The sequence below is a fragment of the Nocardia sp. NPDC019395 genome (assembly GCF_040632335.1).
In the GTDB taxonomy this organism is placed as follows: domain Bacteria; phylum Actinomycetota; class Actinomycetes; order Mycobacteriales; family Mycobacteriaceae; genus Nocardia.
The window spans coordinates 1-15,435 of the sequence record NZ_JBEYBT010000011.1; the positions used below are offsets into that span (position 1 = coordinate 1).

General features: G+C 66.7%; 11 protein-coding genes. 1 reads left to right on the top strand and 10 read right to left on the bottom strand.

Annotated features, from left to right (window positions below; all coding sequences use genetic code 11):
* Positions 1–62: 62 nt before the first annotated feature.
* The 9 genes from ABZ827_RS22200 to ABZ827_RS22240 all read right to left on the bottom strand — a co-directional run bounded on the left by ABZ827_RS22200 (position 63) and on the right by ABZ827_RS22240 (position 11,766).
* Positions 63–1,115: an alpha/beta hydrolase family protein gene (locus tag ABZ827_RS22200; protein ID WP_357239629.1), complete on the bottom strand. Its 1,053-nt coding sequence runs from the start codon at positions 1,113–1,115 to the stop codon at positions 63–65.
* A 282-nt stretch (positions 1,116–1,397) separates the two neighbouring features.
* Positions 1,398–2,471, bottom strand: a complete 1,074-nt coding sequence (locus ABZ827_RS22205; RefSeq protein ID WP_357239632.1) for an alpha/beta hydrolase family protein — start codon at positions 2,469–2,471, stop codon at positions 1,398–1,400.
* Positions 2,472–2,642: 171 nt separating this feature from the next.
* Positions 2,643–4,613 (bottom strand): flagellar motor control protein ZomB, encoded by a 1,971-nt coding sequence (gene zomB, locus ABZ827_RS22210; RefSeq protein WP_357239635.1) that lies wholly within the window; start codon positions 4,611–4,613, stop codon positions 2,643–2,645.
* Positions 4,591–5,517 (bottom strand): decaprenyl-phosphate phosphoribosyltransferase, encoded by a 927-nt coding sequence (locus tag ABZ827_RS22215; RefSeq protein WP_357239638.1) that lies wholly within the window; start codon positions 5,515–5,517, stop codon positions 4,591–4,593. The genes zomB and ABZ827_RS22215 overlap by 23 nt, the downstream gene beginning before the upstream one ends.
* A gap of 1 nt (position 5,518) precedes the next feature.
* Complete coding sequence (locus tag ABZ827_RS22220; protein ID WP_357239641.1) at positions 5,519–6,085, bottom strand: phosphatase PAP2 family protein; 567 nt, start codon at positions 6,083–6,085, stop codon at positions 5,519–5,521.
* A gap of 5 nt (positions 6,086–6,090) precedes the next feature.
* Complete coding sequence (locus tag ABZ827_RS22225; RefSeq protein WP_357239644.1) at positions 6,091–8,025, bottom strand: glycosyltransferase; 1,935 nt, start codon at positions 8,023–8,025, stop codon at positions 6,091–6,093.
* A complete protein-coding gene (gene glf / locus ABZ827_RS22230) occupies positions 8,022–9,251 on the bottom strand; it encodes a UDP-galactopyranose mutase (protein WP_357239647.1) in 1,230 nt (409 codons plus the stop codon). The genes ABZ827_RS22225 and glf overlap by 4 nt, the downstream gene beginning before the upstream one ends.
* Before the next feature lie 171 nt (positions 9,252–9,422).
* A complete protein-coding gene (locus tag ABZ827_RS22235) occupies positions 9,423–10,034 on the bottom strand; it encodes a hypothetical protein (protein WP_357239649.1) in 612 nt (203 codons plus the stop codon).
* A gap of 124 nt (positions 10,035–10,158) precedes the next feature.
* Positions 10,159–11,766 carry a SpoIID/LytB domain-containing protein gene (locus ABZ827_RS22240; protein WP_357239651.1) on the bottom strand — a complete coding sequence of 536 codons (1,608 nt, stop codon included), beginning with the start codon at positions 11,764–11,766 and terminating at the stop codon, positions 10,159–10,161.
* A gap of 408 nt (positions 11,767–12,174) precedes the next feature.
* On the opposite strand from ABZ827_RS22240, the gene ABZ827_RS22245 reads away from it, so the two are divergent.
* Positions 12,175–14,370, top strand: a complete 2,196-nt coding sequence (locus tag ABZ827_RS22245; RefSeq protein ID WP_357239653.1) for an N-acetylmuramoyl-L-alanine amidase — start codon at positions 12,175–12,177, stop codon at positions 14,368–14,370.
* 124 nt (positions 14,371–14,494) lie between these two features.
* On the opposite strand, the gene ABZ827_RS22250 is transcribed toward ABZ827_RS22245, so the two are convergent.
* Positions 14,495–15,364, bottom strand: a complete 870-nt coding sequence (locus ABZ827_RS22250) for an HAD family hydrolase (protein ID WP_357239656.1) — start codon at positions 15,362–15,364, stop codon at positions 14,495–14,497.
* Positions 15,365–15,435: the final 71 nt, after the last annotated feature.

Below are 15,435 nucleotides of genomic sequence, written 5' to 3' on the forward strand. Positions count from 1 at the left end.
GTCCGGGGCGGGCACACTGCTGTCGTCGCGGGGGTTCCGCCGGGAACCCCCGCGACCGCTGTTTATCCGATATTCGCGGATAAATCCGGAATCATCCGGTAGACCTCGGCTTGCCAGTACGTCCAGGAGTGGATACCGGCTCCCGGGAACGAGTAGGTGACATTGTTCGCACCGAGCGACATCATCCGCAGCTGGAACGAGCGGGTATTGGCAAGCGCCAGCGCCTCGAGCGCCATACCGTTGACGGTATTGCCGTTGAATCCGTCGGCCGGTAGATCGGGCAACCCACTACCAGCGGATATCCAGAGTCTGGTGTTGTGATCGCGCAGCAGTGGCGCAAATACGAAAGGGTCCATCCGCAGCCATTGCGGACCCCACGGCGGCGCCATCGAATCCACGTTGTAGCCGCCCGCGTCGATCATCGCGACCCGGATGGCCTCGCGCATACCCGGCGCGGAGATGTTCAGATAACCGGAGTAGGAACCGGCGAAACTGAACTGGTCCGGGTGATATGCGGCCATTGTGAGGGCGCCGCTGCCGCCCATCGACAATCCGAAAACACCGTTGCGATACGGGTTGAATCCGAGCCGGTCGCGCAGCGCCCAGCGCAGATGCTGGGTTACGAACGTCTCCCAGGCGTAGCGGTAGCTTTTACCCGGACCCTCGGACATCACGTTGAGGGCGCCGGAACCCGACGAGGAGCCGGTCGGTGGCGCACCGAAGAACGAACTCGGCGCATTCCAGTCCGCGTAGAAGCTGGACATACCGCCGATCGGCATTACGACGTTGATATTCCAGTCGGTGAGCGCGTCGGCGACATTGGTATCGAACTCCCAGCCGCTGTGCGTCTCCGGTGCGCGCATACCGTCCAGGGCGTAGACCACTCGGTTGGTGTTGCCGTCTTTGGCCCGGAAGATCCGTGACCTGATGGGTCCCATCTCCGGGGAGTTCACTACGAAATCGAATCCCGCCGGATTGGGCGCGGCCCGGACCTGGCTGCCCGAATCGGACAGCGCCACCGCGAGTGGGGCCAGCAGCGCCACGGTGATCCCCAGCGCCCAACGACCGACCCACCGCCGGGGCCGTACCGATCTGAGCCTTCGCGCACTTCGCATTCGACTAGACCTTTCGCCTGGACAGCCGGACAGCAAATCACGAGCTACGCTACCGGCCCCATATCGGATACATAGACCACGACTGCCGCTGGAAACGGAAGCCGTTATCTGGATACATGCTCCTGGTGGATCAATCGGCCAGATGCGGGTTCATGTTGCCAGATAGTGTCGCAGGTCACACGCATCCGCGTGGCGTGGCTGCGTTTTCGTTGCCGAGCACCTGGGTCGGTAGCTCCGGCAACGAATTCGCAATCCGGACGGGCGTGTCCGGCCCGGGAGGGTTCAGCCGATATTCGCCGACATGTCAGGGATCATCCGATACACCTCGTCGGTCCAGTAGTGCCAGTTGTGCACGCCCACGGCAGGGAAATCGTAGGTGACGTTATGCGCCCCCAGCGCCGCCATACGGGCCTGGAACGCCCGCGTATTGGCCAGGGCCAGCCCTTCGAGGCCCATGGCGTTCACGGTGTTCATATCCGGCGCGTCGGCCGCCCCGGGAAGCCCGCTACCCGCCGAGATCCACAGCCGGGTGTTGTTGTCGCGCAACAGCGGCGCGAAGACGAACGGATCCATCCGCAGCCACTGCGGGCCCCACGGCGGCGCCATCGCGTCGATATTGAAGCCGCCGGCGTCCAGCATGGCCACTCGCAGGGCCTCGCGCATACCGGGCGCCGACACATTCAGGTAGCCGGAATAGGAACCGGCGTAGCGGAACTGGTCCGGATGGTAGGCGGCGAGGCTGAGTGCCGCGCTGCCACCCATGGACAGCCCGAAGACACCGTTGCCGTTGGGGTTGAAACCGAGCTGATCGCGCAGCGCCCAGCGCAGGTCACGCGTCAGGAAGGTCTCCCACTTGTAGGTGGTCGACAGACCCGGCCCGGCCCCCGAACCCGACGCCAGCCCCGAACCCGAATCGGCCGCCGAACCGGTGGCGCCACCGGCGCTCCCCGAACTACCCAGCCCGAAGAAGTTACTCGGGGCGTTCCAATCCGCGTAGAAACTGGAGCGGCCACCGACCGGCATGACGACGTTGATATTCCATTTGGTCAGCTCCCGGGCGACATCGGTGTCGATCTCCCACCCGCTGAGATCGTTCCGGGCGCGCATACCGTCCAGCGCGTAGACGACCCGGCCGGTGTTGCCGTCCGCCGCGCGGAAGACCCGGGATTTGATCGGGCCCATCTCCGAATCGACCCAGAAATCGAAACCGAAACCGGGGTCGAACCGCGCGGAGGCCGGGGCGTCCGGCCCGGCGACCGACAGCCCGGCCGGTAGCAGAATCGCCAGGGACAGCAGAGCCGCTCGTTTCAGCCGGCCACGCAGTCGCCACACCGGGCGACCGATAACGCCTCGCATTGCTCCCACCCTCCGTCGTGCGATCCCTCGATCGCGTAGTCCGGCACCGGTCCCCGGTTCCGTACGGGCCGGGAGCGGACGCCAGCACCATAGCGTGGCGCGGTACCCCATGCCTGCCCAGAGTTCGACCCGTTCTTATCGATGCCGAAAAGCTATCAGCGAACAGGCAGATCAGCGCACAGGCGGCACCGGATCGACCAAACCACAGCGTTGAATCTCATACTCCGGGACCCGGTCCATACGATAGGCGGCGAAATCCGTCGCGTGCAGCAGGTTGTGCTTGAAACGTTCGAATGTCAGCGGACCCTTGTAGGACAGCGTCAGCGCGTAGGTCTCCGGACAGGACATCGCCACGCGGGCCTGTTTCACCCAGTCCTCATCCATGTACCAGGGCAGCCACGGTTTACGGTCCACCATGCCGGTTTCCACGATCACCCAGTCCGGATACAGGCTCTTGTCGTGACCGATACGCCCGTCTGTGAGCCGCTCGGTATGCGCGGCCAGCGGGAAGGCCAGGCCCATCGGATCGATGACCCGGACGTCCAGTGGAACATTCATACTGGTCATCCCCAAGTTGAGGAAGTAGACCGTATGTCCCGCGCCGCCCGGCGGGATCGGGATCGGCGGCGGGGCGACGTACCAGAACGTGAACGAGGGCGAATTCAGCAGCAGCCCGCCGTCCGGTGTGTTCTCGATGGCCTCCACCATCGGCCGCATCCGCGCGTAGTCGAGGTAGTCCTCGGCGCGAATCGGGTGATCGTGGCCGGTATTGAGAACGTAGTAGACACGTTCGTCCACGATCCCGGATTCATTGATCTTGGTTCCGGTCTTGATCGCGGTGGTACCCGAGGCCAGCAGTGCCCAGGCGACCGTCCCCACCAGCGCGACCACCATGAGCCCGAAAGCCGGCGCGGTCCGGCGGTTCAGGGCGCGGACGCCACCCTCCGGCAACCGCAGCGGAATCACCGCGACCGGCAGCAGGAACAGGAACAGTTGCGGCAGCAGCATCCGGCCGTGCATGAAATCGCCACCGACCCGCAATGCGTAGACGGTGAGGAGCACGGCGGAACTCAGCACCAGCGTGACCACGGCGGCCGGCGTGCGCAACCATTCGCGCAACCGCCGAATCCGGCCCAGCCCTTCCCGTTCCTGTTCGGCGGCCGGATCCACCACAACCGGCGCGACGCGATACACCCGCGCCGATACCAGACCCGCGACCAGCAGAATGGCAAGCGGCACATAGAGGTAGTAGGGGCCCGCCAGATCCCAGAGATAGGTGAGTCCCTGCCCCCATTTGGCACCGCCCGCATCCTTCGCGACCGCGGTGTTGGGATACGGCAGCCCGTAGTAGCCCATCCGCCAGACCTGATAGACCAGCGGTACGGCCCCGGCCACCGCCACGATGAGCCCTCGCAGCAGCCACGGCCGCAGCCGGGAGGCGGGCATCGGCGCGAAGAAGATCAACAGCAGGGCCAGGCCGCCGACCACCGTCATCTCCGGCCGGACCAGCGGCGCCAGCCCGGCGAGGAAAGCGAGCCCGAGCAGCCCCGCGACGCCGGGCCGACGGGCCTTGCTCCAGCGGATGAGCAACAGCCACAGCAGCGCGATCCAGCAGATCACCAGGCAGTTCTCCAACCCGGAGGTCGCATAGTCGCGGGCCGGCGGCACGGCGATATAGGCCAGCGCACCGGCCGGAAGCAACAGCACCGACGACGCCGGGCCCCACAGCTTGCCGGTGCCGAGCATGGCGAACAGCAGCGCGAGCAGCGACAGTGTCAGCGCTACACCGAGCACGACGTATTCCAGCCGGGCCTGGGTCAGCCAGCTGAAGAACCACACGATGTAGGTCCACGCCGTACTCGTATTGGTCTCCACCCGTTCGCCCACGTTGAAAACCGGGCCGTTACCGGCCAGCAGGTTTCGTACAGTACGCAGGACGATGAGACCGTCGTCGGCGATCCAGCGCCGCTGCCAGGCCCCGAAGGCGAACAGCGCGATGGTCACGACGATCCCGCCGGCGAACACCGCGCGCGGCGTCCTACCGGAAGGCGCCGACGAGCGCGGCTGCTCGATGGCAGCGCGCTCGCCGGTCTTTTCTGTTTCGGCTACCGCAATCTCGTCAGAAGAGATAGACAGCGACACCAACCGCTCCGATCCAGGCGATGGCAAGCAACTGCAGGACGCGGTCTCCGAATGCGATCTCTTCCGGCTCCCCGGCCTCGCCACCGTCGACATCCACGGCGTAGCGCAGGATCGCGATGGTGAACGGGATCATCGAGAGCGCGAACCATTCGGTGTCCTTGGCCGCACCCTGTTCGAAGGCCCACAGTCCATAGAAGACCACGACCGCGGTGGCGGCCAGGCTCCACGTGAATCGTAGATAGGTCGGGGTGTAGTACTCCAGCGATTTACGAATCTTGGCGCCGGTGGACAGAACCAGTTGTAGTTCGGCGTACCGTTTGCCGGCCGCCATGAACAGCGAACCGAACGCCATGATCAGCAGGAACCACTGCGACAGCGGAATACCCGCCGCCACACCACCGGCCACCGCGCGCAGCAGGAACCCCGAGGACACGATGCAGATGTCCAGAACCACCTGGTGTTTGAGCCCGAAGCAGTAACCCAGCTGGACACCGATGTACACGCCCATCGTTACGGCCAGCTGCCAGGAAGCCAGGAACGACAGCGACAGCGAAGCGATCAGCAGTACCGCCGACAGCGCGAAGGCCAGATTCACCGGCACCACACCGGCGGCGATCGGCCGGAACCGCTTGGTCGGATGCGCGCGATCGGCCTCGACATCCATCGCGTCGTTGGTCAGGTAGACACCCGACGCCGCCAGGCAGAAGACCACGAAGGCGATCGCGACATTGCCCAGCACGTCCAGATCGGTGACCGACCCCGCCGCCAGCGGGGCCGCCAGCACCAGGACATTCTTCACCCACTGTCGCGGACGGACTGCCTTGACCAGGCCACCGACCAAAGTCTTGGGCGGGCCCTTGACCTCGGCATCGACCAGATCGGCGCCGGTGGGTTCTTCACTCATATCAGGCAGCGCCTTTTCGTCTTGTACGGTCACTGTCGAGTCTCTTTTCAGCGGCGAGCAGGACGGCGGCGGACGCGGCACCGAGCGCGGAACCGGCGAGCACATCGGAGGGGTAGTGAACCCCTAGCACGACCCTGGACAGCAACATCGGCGGTACGAGCACCGCAGGCAAGGGTAGCCCGGTCAATTTTCCGAGCAACACCGCCGCCGCCGTTGTCGAGGTCGCGTGCGAGGAAGGGAAGCTCAATTTACTCGGCGTACCCACGTTGACCTGCACCGATGGCGCATTCGGCCGGGGCCGCCGAACAACCCGTTTGATCACGATGGACGCGGCGTGGGCGCCCACGGCGCCGACCGCGACCCCCGCCCACTGGCGCCGGCGTGGTTTATCGGCCAGCGCGCCCGCGGCCGCGATCGCGACCCAGCCGAGCGCATGCTCCCCGAAATGCGACATACCGCGCGCCGCGGAGACAACCGGAGGAGTCGCGATGGCTCCCTGAACGGCCTCGATGATCTTCACCTCGGGCGGGGTGCGCCCGGCGGTCGAGTCCTGCAGGCTGGGATTCATCGCGTTCACCGCTGCGCCTCCGCGGCACCGTCGATACCGAAGGCCTTCTCCCAGGCCGCGGTACCGGTGAGTTCCGCGTGCGCGGCGCGGTAACGCTGCCGCATCTCCGGCATCCGGTCGGCGAGTTCCTTACGCAACCGCAGGGCCTCGCGCAGCAGCCCGTAGGCCTGACGCGGATCGCGTTTGCGGTACACCACACCGCGCCCGTCCGCGGTGGTCACCGTGACCCCGTCGACCTGGGACAGCAGGAACCAGCGCGCGTCCAAGGTCGGAACGTTGAGCTGCGGGCGGTCGTGATGCTCCGGATGCGCGGGCCGCAGATTGTTCAGCATGCCCTTGGCCAGCCGCGCGATCTTCGCGATCGGATTACCGGGTTCGCCCACCGCGCCGATACCGATTCCGCTGGCCAGCGGGAGTTCGGTGGACGACGGCAGGATCACCGCGTCCGGATACTGCTTACGCAGCTCGTGGACCGCACCCAGAGCGCTGGGCAACAGCTCGAAAAGACGCTGCGGCCCGGCCAGGAAATCGCGGATCGCGAGATTCTGGATGGCGACCGTCGAATACTCCAGGCACAGCAGATGCTTGAGAGTGGCCTTGACGGTATGGGCGATCATGGCGCGCCCGTTACCCGGCTGGTGCAGCGAGGCGACGACCAGGCGATTGCGCAGATGGAAATACGCCTGCCAATCGATCGCGTCGTCCTTATCGCTCCACGCCATATGCCAGACGGCGGCACCCGGCAGGGTGACCGTGGGATAACCGGCCTCCCGCGCGCGCAATCCGTATTCGACGTCGTCCCATTTCAGGAACAGCGGTAGCGGCTGACCGAGTTGTTCGGCGACCTGCCGCGGGATAACGCAGGTCCACCAGCCGTTGAAATCGCCGTCGATACGCCGGTGCAGCAGTTTCGAATTGTCCCGGTCACGCAGCGGGTACTTGGCGAAATCGTGGTCGTATTCCACATTCGGCGCCGCCGACCACATGAAGATATTGCGGTCGACGACCTCGCCCATCACATGCAGATGCGACCGTTCCTGCAGGTTGAGCATCTGGCCACCCACCAGAACCGGTGATTTCGCGAAACGGGCGAAGGCCAGGGAGCGCAGGATCGAATCGGGTTCGATCTCGATATCGTCGTCCATATAGACGATGTATTCGGCACTGGTGGTTTTCAGCGCCTCGTACATGACCCGGCTGTATCCGCCGGACCCTCCGAGATTCGGCTGGTCGTGAATGGCGAGCCGGTCGCCGAGTACGGCGGCGGCCTCGTCGAAACCGGGTTCGTCGACAACTTTGCGGGTGCCCTGGTCCGGGATGATCACCGCGTCGATCTGCGCCAGTACGAGCGGATCGGAGCCGAGCGCGTTCAGGGTCTTCACCGCGTCGGTCGGGCGGTTGAAGGTCGGCATACCGACCGCGATACGGCCGTCACCGGGCGCCTCGACCGGTGCGTACCAACCACCGGAGACCAGTGTGACCGCGGTATCGGTGGTGATATCGAACCAGAGCCAGCCACCGTCCTCGAACGGCCCGAGATCGGTCTCCAGCTCGACGGAGACGGTTTCCGCGCCGGGAGCTACCGCGAACTCGCCGCCCCGGACATGGATCCGGGAGCCGTCGGCCTTGGACCGGTACAGATCGACCCGCCCGTGCCCGGCCAGCTCCAGCCGCAACACCACCGAATCGAGCATGCTCCAGCGCCGCCAGTAGCTGGCCGGCAGCGCGTTGAAGTAGGTGCAGAACGACACCTCGGACTCCGCGCCTACCGACAGCGAGGTCCGGGTGGTGGCATGCGCGCGGCGGGCGTTGGTCGCCGACTCTTCCAGGTACAGGGTGCGCACATCGAGGGGCTCACCCGGGCGGGGCAGGATAACCCGCTGCAGGAGCGATTTCGCACGGGTGGTGGATGCGCTGTGCGCCAGTGATGCGGAGGTCATACGTCGTTGTTCTCCTCGGCCAGCGGTGCGCCCGTTTCCAGGTGGGGCCGCAGCACATTGTCGAACATGTTCAGTGCACTCGCGATGGCCATATGCATATCCAGGTACTGGTAGGTACCGAGACGGCCGCCGAACAGGACCTTCGCCGTGGCGGTCTCCTGCTTGGCCAGCTCGCGGTAGGCGGTCAGTTTGGCTCGGTCATCCGGGGTGTTGATCGGATAGTACGGTTCGTCGCCGGTCTTGGCGAAACGCGAGTACTCGCGCATGATCACCGTCTTGTCCGTCGGGTAGTCCCGCTCCGGATGGAAATGCCTGGGTTCGATGATCCGGGTGTAGGGCGGATCCGCATCGTTGTAGTTCATCACCGAGGTGCCCTGGAAATCGCCGGTGGGCAGCACCTCGGTCTCGAAGTCGATCGTGCGCCAGCCCAGCTCGCCCTCGGTGAAGTCGAAGTAGCGGTCCAGCGGGCCGGTATAGACGACCGGGGCGTCCGGGTTCTGCGCACGCAATTCGTCGCGGACATCGAACCAGTCGGTGTCCACCCGGACCTCGATCAGCTCACTGGCCGCCATGTTCTCCAGCCACTTCGTGTACCCCTCTTTGGGCAGACCCTCGTAGGTGTCGTTGAAGTAGCGGTTGTCGAAGGTGTAGCGGACCGGGAGCCGGGTGATATTTCCGGCCGGCAATTCCTTGGGATCGGTCTGCCACTGTTTGGCGGTGTAATTGCGGAAGAAGGCCTCGTAGAGCGGGCGGCCGATCAGCGAGATCGCTTTTTCCTCGAGGTTCTGCGCGTCCTTGGTCTCGATCTCCGACGCCTGGTCGGCGATCAGGGCACGCGCTTCGTCGGGAGTGAAATACCGGCCGAAGAATTGGGAGACCAGGCCCAGCCCCATCGGGAACTGGTAGGCCTGACCTTTGTGCAGGGCGAAAACGCGGTGCTGGTAGCCGGTGAACTCGGTGAACTGCGTGACATAGTCCCAGACTCGTTTGTTCGAGGTGTGGAACAGATGTGCACCATATTTGTGGATTTCGATCCCGGTTTCCGGTTCCGGCTCCGAATACGCGTTACCACCGATATGCGGACGGCGATCCAGCACGAGGACTCTTTTGCCGAGTAGATTCGCGCTGCGCTCGGCGACGGTCAGCCCGAAGAACCCGGAGCCGACGACGATCAGGTCGAACTGTGCGTTGTTATCTGAGTTACCCGGAGACGATGCGGCGGTCACGGGAGCCCAGCGTATCGGAAGCGTTTCCCGGCGCCAGTCGGGATCAGCACGTACGTGGTAATACCAGGTGGGGACGGGTGACGGTCGGCAGGTACTCGAAAAAATGTTCGCCGGGGCCGGTACCTGACCGGCCCCGGCGAAACCGAGGTGCGATTATCGGCTGTGAGCTCGTCAGTAGCCGTACTGGGCGGGCCCGTAGCCACCGGCCATCGCCGGCATCCGGCCGGCATCGATCCACCGTTTGGTGGAGCCGACGGCGGCCAGGATCAGGGTCAGGACGGCGAAGGCACCGCCGACGATTGCGGTGAGCCCGAAACCGAAGATCGAGACGATCACGAACGCGACGCAGGCCACGATCACCGTGATCCGCCCGGCACTGCTGCGCCGCAGCAGCATGATCCCGCCGATCAGCAGTGCCAGCGCCACGATGATGTAGGCGATACCCCAGATGACGCCGACGCCCTCGAAGTCGATATCCACGTCGGTCCCGCTGCTACTACTGCTGCTGGACGAGGAACTGCTGCGCCGGCGCGCGCCGGTGGCCAGCACCGCCCCGCTCGTGAGCGAGCTCTCGGAGGTGGCGGCGGCCAGGATGAACATGGATATCGCCATACCCACACTGGACAGCGCCCCGAACAGCGCGAGGATCCCCGCGGTGATCCCGGTGCCCCCACTGGGCCGGGGCTGGTACCCGTACGGATTGGGCGCGGCATACGCCGGATAAGCAGGGGCCGGAGCCGGATATCCCGGCTGATGCGGCGGCTGACCATACGGGTAACTCATGGGACCTCCCCCTCGTCACGATTTTCGGGAACTCTACCGCGCCGCAGCGCTGTTCGCCGAGGGCATGGACCCACTCGTCGGGAAGCGCAAGGGTCCGCCCACAATTCGTGCGCGGACCCTTGCGCTACGAAACCTTGGTCACCTCCAGATCCATCGGGATCTTCTGCGCTCCGGGTACGGCCGCCGGCCGATCACCCTCCAGCACCGGACCTCCGGGCGACGATTGCGGCGTGTCCGCGGCCCCGGCCCGCCCGGCCGGCACCCGGCCGGGAGCAACCCCGGACTGGCCGGAATCACCTTCAGCCGCACCCGGATTGCCCGATTCGGTTCCGCCGGGAGCCGTCGAGCCCCCTTGCGTGGTCGCGCCCGGTTCGGTGCCCGAAGGTGCGGTCGCGTCCGGTTCGGTACCGGAAGGCGCGGTCGCGCCCGGTCCGGCGCCCTGCGGGTCGGGTGCTCCCGAGTCGGCGCTACCCGGTGCGGGATCGTCGAGGTCCGGCACCAGTTGCATCAGCGTGGTGAAATCGACCACCTGCGCGCCCAGGTCCGGGGTGTAGACGATGACGCCGTTTTCGAACAATCGGTAACTGCCGGCATCGTCGGGCAGCGACATCTCCGGTGTGACGGGCAGGCCCACCGGGCTGCGCGCGCCACCCATTTCCGCGTAGGCGGTATCGATCGGCGAGGGCGTCTGCCCCGGCGCCACCCCGGGCATACCCGGGGTCGTACCGTTCGGCGATACCGGGAGGCTGCCTTCCGGGGTCCGTGGCACGGGCGCGCCCGCACCCGGCACCGAACCGGATTTGGAGCCTTCCGGGGAGGTCGAGGCGTGCGGTACGGAATCCGCGGGCACACCGGGTGACGATCCGTCCGGCGATGACGTCGCGGTATCCGGGTTCACCGGCGGAGCCGGCATCGGCGTGGCGACCGTCAGTTCCGCGGGTGTCGGGCCCACCTCGAAAGTCTGGATATCGGCGGGGCTGCCGCCGTCGGGCGCGGCCGAATACTCCGCGCGCAGAATCCGGCCGTCGCGCAACAACACCCGGCCCGCGGTGCCCTCCACCGCGGCGGTGGTTCGCGGGTCCTCCTGCGCGGTACCGCTGTAGACCTGGCAATCGGTGGTGTCACAGGTCTGCGCGTACGGCCAGCGGGCCTCGGCCAGGGCGTAGGAGCGCGCGGCGACAGCCTGCGCCTCGAGCGCCGCGGGGGCCCAATCGGCCGGCATCTCCGCGGGTACGACACCGAGCAGGTAGTCCTGGACATCGACCCGGTTGACCGTGCGCGGTTCCCCGTTCTCGGCCGCTACGCCCAGCGATCCGCGGTACGCACCGCCACCGCACAGGGTGAGATGCTCGTCCGCCGGCCGGTTGGGGTTCGGGTCGATCGGATAGACCCACGGGTCGCCTGCCGAGGTCTCCCACAGCACCGCGCCGTCACATCCGTCGGTGACCACGATATGCGCGCCGCCGTCGGGGAGCGGTATCAGCCGGGCAGCCTCACCGGGGTTCAGCACCTGGCCCGCCACGCGTGCACCGGCGTCGGAGAATACGACCGGTTCGGCGCCGTCGTGCCCCTGCAACCTGACCGATACCGACGCGGGGCCGATGGTGCCGCTCTCCGCTCCGGGGTAGTAGTGGCCGAGGATCTGGTCGACGTTCTGGCCGCCGTTGGCGTTCTGCAACGCGCCGTGCTGGCTCAGCCCCCGCCCGTGACCGGGACCGGCCTCGGCAATCATCCGGTATACCTCGCCCGCCGACGGCGTCAAGAGGGCTCCACCGATCAGCATCGCTGTAGCGCCACAGGTGAACAGTGGGCCGGGCCGAATCCGCCGACCTCGCATCGACTGGGGTAATCGAGCCACAACCAGTGGATTCACAAGTCGCAGCGGAGCTTTCGGGCGAGTTATGTACTTTAGGTATGGCATACACGCACTCCCATCGTTTTGCCCGGACGTTTGCCTCGACACGACGTCGGCATGTCGTTTCGACCGGCCACGATCCGGGAGCTACATTCGAGCGACCAGGTAAGCCTCAACCTCAGGTTTAGATTTGTGACGAATGTGGCTAGTGTGGTCTGTGAGACTCGAGTACGCAAGCATGACTTGCTCACCGATCACTGGTTGCAACCCTGATTGGAGACGCTCGTGCCCTACCGCAAACCGAAGCGTTCCTACGTCCTGCCGGTTGTCGCGCTAGTAGCGGTCGCGGGCCCGATCCTGGTCCCCACGGTCGTCGGCCCCGATAAATCGGCCGACCAGGTGGAACTCACCGCCGTACCGCCGATGCTCACCGAGCTGGCGTTGCAGAACGCACCCGATATCGTCCTGCCCCTGGCCGAACTCACCGGCCTCGACCTGCCCGATCTACACCTGTCCGATCTCCAGGCGCTGGATCTGCCCGGACTCACCCCGGCGCCGACCCAGACCGGGCCGGGCGGCCGGATGCCCGGCCGCCGGCCCGGGCTCGGATCGATCGCCGAAGCTCCCGGCGCCGCACCGGCCGCCGACACTCCGGCGCTCACTCCCGGCGTCATCCCCCCTGAATTCATGAACGCCGTCGGAGCCCAGGTCAAGGAACTCACCCGGGAAGAGCCGTTCAGTATGGTCGCGCTCACCGCCCCCGACCTGGCGAACACCACGGTGATGGTCCGCGCCAAACAACCCGACGGCGCCTGGGGCCAGTGGTACGAGGCCAGCCCGATCGACGGCGCCGACGGCGTGGCCGGCGGTGCGCCCGCGGGCACCGACCCGATCTACGTCGGCAACACGACCGCGGTCCAGGTCCTGGTCACCCGGAAACCGCAGCAGAATCCGGGCGGCCCGCTGGAACCCACGCCCGCGGCGGCCGGACAACAAGCGCCCCCCGACCTGACCGCTGTCCTGATCGACCCCGGCCGCGGCGCGGTCGACGAAAACCTGCAGGACATCGCCGCCGCTCTGCCCGGCGGCGGCCCCCGGGTGATCACCCGCAACCAATGGGGCGCCGACGAATCGATCCGCTGCCAGGAACCCACCTACGACGACGGACTCGGTGGGATCACGGTGCACCACACGGCCGGCCGCAACGACTACAGCAAGGGCGAATCGGCGGGGATCGTGCGCGCCATCTACGCCTACCATTCGCGAACCTTGGGCTGGTGCGATATCGGCTACAACGCGCTGGTCGACAAATACGGCCAGATCTTCGAGGGCCGCTACGGCGGTCTCAACGAGACCGTGCAGGGTGCGCACGCGGGCGGTTTCAACGAGAACACTTCCGGGGTCGCGATCATGGGCGACTACCAGGCCGAGCAGCCCACCGACGAATCCATCGAGGCCACCGGCAAATTCGCCGGCTGGCGCGCGAAGATCGCCGGACTCGACCCGCGGGGACAGACCAAAATGTATTCCGAGGGCACCGAGTTCACGCCGTACGCCAAGGGCGCGGAAGTGAACCTGCCGGTGATCTTCGCCCACCGCGACGTCGGCAACACCAGCTGCCCGGGCGACGCCGCGTACGCGCAGATGGACCGCATCCGCACAATCGCGGCCGGTGAAGCCGGGGAAACTCAGTCGCAATCGCCCCGCAGCCAGGCCTCCCGATCGGACCTGGCCGCTCTCGCCGATCTCACCACGAAGCTGCTGACCATGGTCAACGACAATGTGATCGCCAAATACTGGGTATCCAAGGGCGGCCCGGACGGCCCGCTCGGGCAAGCTGCCTCCGAACCGATGCCCGCGGCCCAGGGACAGCAGTACGCGAAGTTCGTCAACGGCTACGTCTACACCACTCCGGACGGGCAGGTCCACGAAGTGGTGGGCAAGATCCTGGACAGTTTCCTGGAATTGGGCGGTGACGGGGGCGCCCTCGGCCTGCCCCTGACCAACCCCTATACCGTCCCCGAGGGCTTGCGCGCCGATTTCCAGAACGGTTCGCTGATCCTGAACCAGGCCACCGATATCGTCTCGACGCTCTGGAAGACCTACAACGAGACCCACCAGGGGCAGGTATCACCCGGCCCGCAGGCGGCGCCGATTCCGTCCCCCGGCGCACCGGCCGCACCCCGGGCTGTCCATTCCCCATCGGCACCGGCTCTCGCCGCCCCGTCGCCGGGACAGCAGCAGGCACCGGCCACCACTCCGTCACTCACGGCACCACCCACACCGGCGCAACAACCACAAGCGGCCGAACCACCCGCGGCCGCGGAATATGTCCCGCCCGCGGCCGCGCCGGCCCAGCAACCGCCGGCGGGCGGGTCGACCGGTGGGGCGCCGGGCCCGGCCGAGCAACCGCAAACGCCCGCGCAACCGGCACCCGCCCCGGGCAGCGATCCGGCAGCGCCGGCCCTACCGCCCGCCTGAACAGAACAGGCGATCAGCCGCGCCACTGTGCACCGCGCAGTCGGCGCGGCTTTCGCTGTCTGCCGATGAGCCCGGCGGCACGAACAGAGCCGTCCGCCCCACCCTCACCCGCACCATCTCACGGTCAGCTGTTCGAAAAGTCCCGGTCATGGCGCTGTTCATCCCGCGGCCACCAGCGTTCCAGCACCCGCGCGACCCCGTCCTCCGCGTTCGTCCCGGTGACCTCGTCCGCGGCGGCGAGCACCTCCGGGTGCGCATGCCCCATGGCCACGCCCAGCCCGGCCATCCGCAGCATCGGAATATCGTTGGGCATATCTCCGAACGCGACCATTTCGGCGGGGGCGATCCCGAACCGCTCACCGATAGTGCGCAAACCGTGTGCCTTGGTGACCCCCGGAGCCGAGATCTCGACCAGCCCGTGGTCGGTCGAGTAGGTGATATCCGCACGGTCGCCGATATGTTCGGCCAGCGTGGCCGCCATATCGCCACTGCGCGCCCCGGGGAGGCGGATCAGCATTTTGATCGCCGGTGAGTCGATGACCTCGTCGCGCGCCACGGCGGTGTCGTCGGGATTCAGCCAGGCGTGCTCGTACTGGGGCGAGCTGACGAACTGCGGAGTCGCCGCGTCGTGGGCACTCGCGCTCACCCGCTCGGCCGCCAGACCGCATCCGGGCAGGACCTTCTCCGCGAGATCGGCGAGCCAGGCCAGTGTCGGCACATCCAGCGCGATGGTGGCCAGAACCCGATCCGTCTCGGCGTCGTACAGCACCGCCCCGTTACCGCATACGCACAGCGGCGCGAAACCGAGTCCGGCCACAACCGGCGCGATCCAGCGGGGTGGCCGCCCTGTCGCCAGCACGAACCGCACCCCGTCGGCCACCAGCGCCTCGACCACGGCCCTGGTCCGCGCGGTGACACGCTCGTAGGGGTCGATCAGGGTGCCGTCCACATCGGAGGCCACAAGTTTAGGTTTGGGCAGCTGCGTCGCGGTCACCCGAACCATTCTGCTGTGTTCACCCGCGGGCCCCGCGCCCGCGGGTGAACACGCAGCGAGCCGTCCGCCGC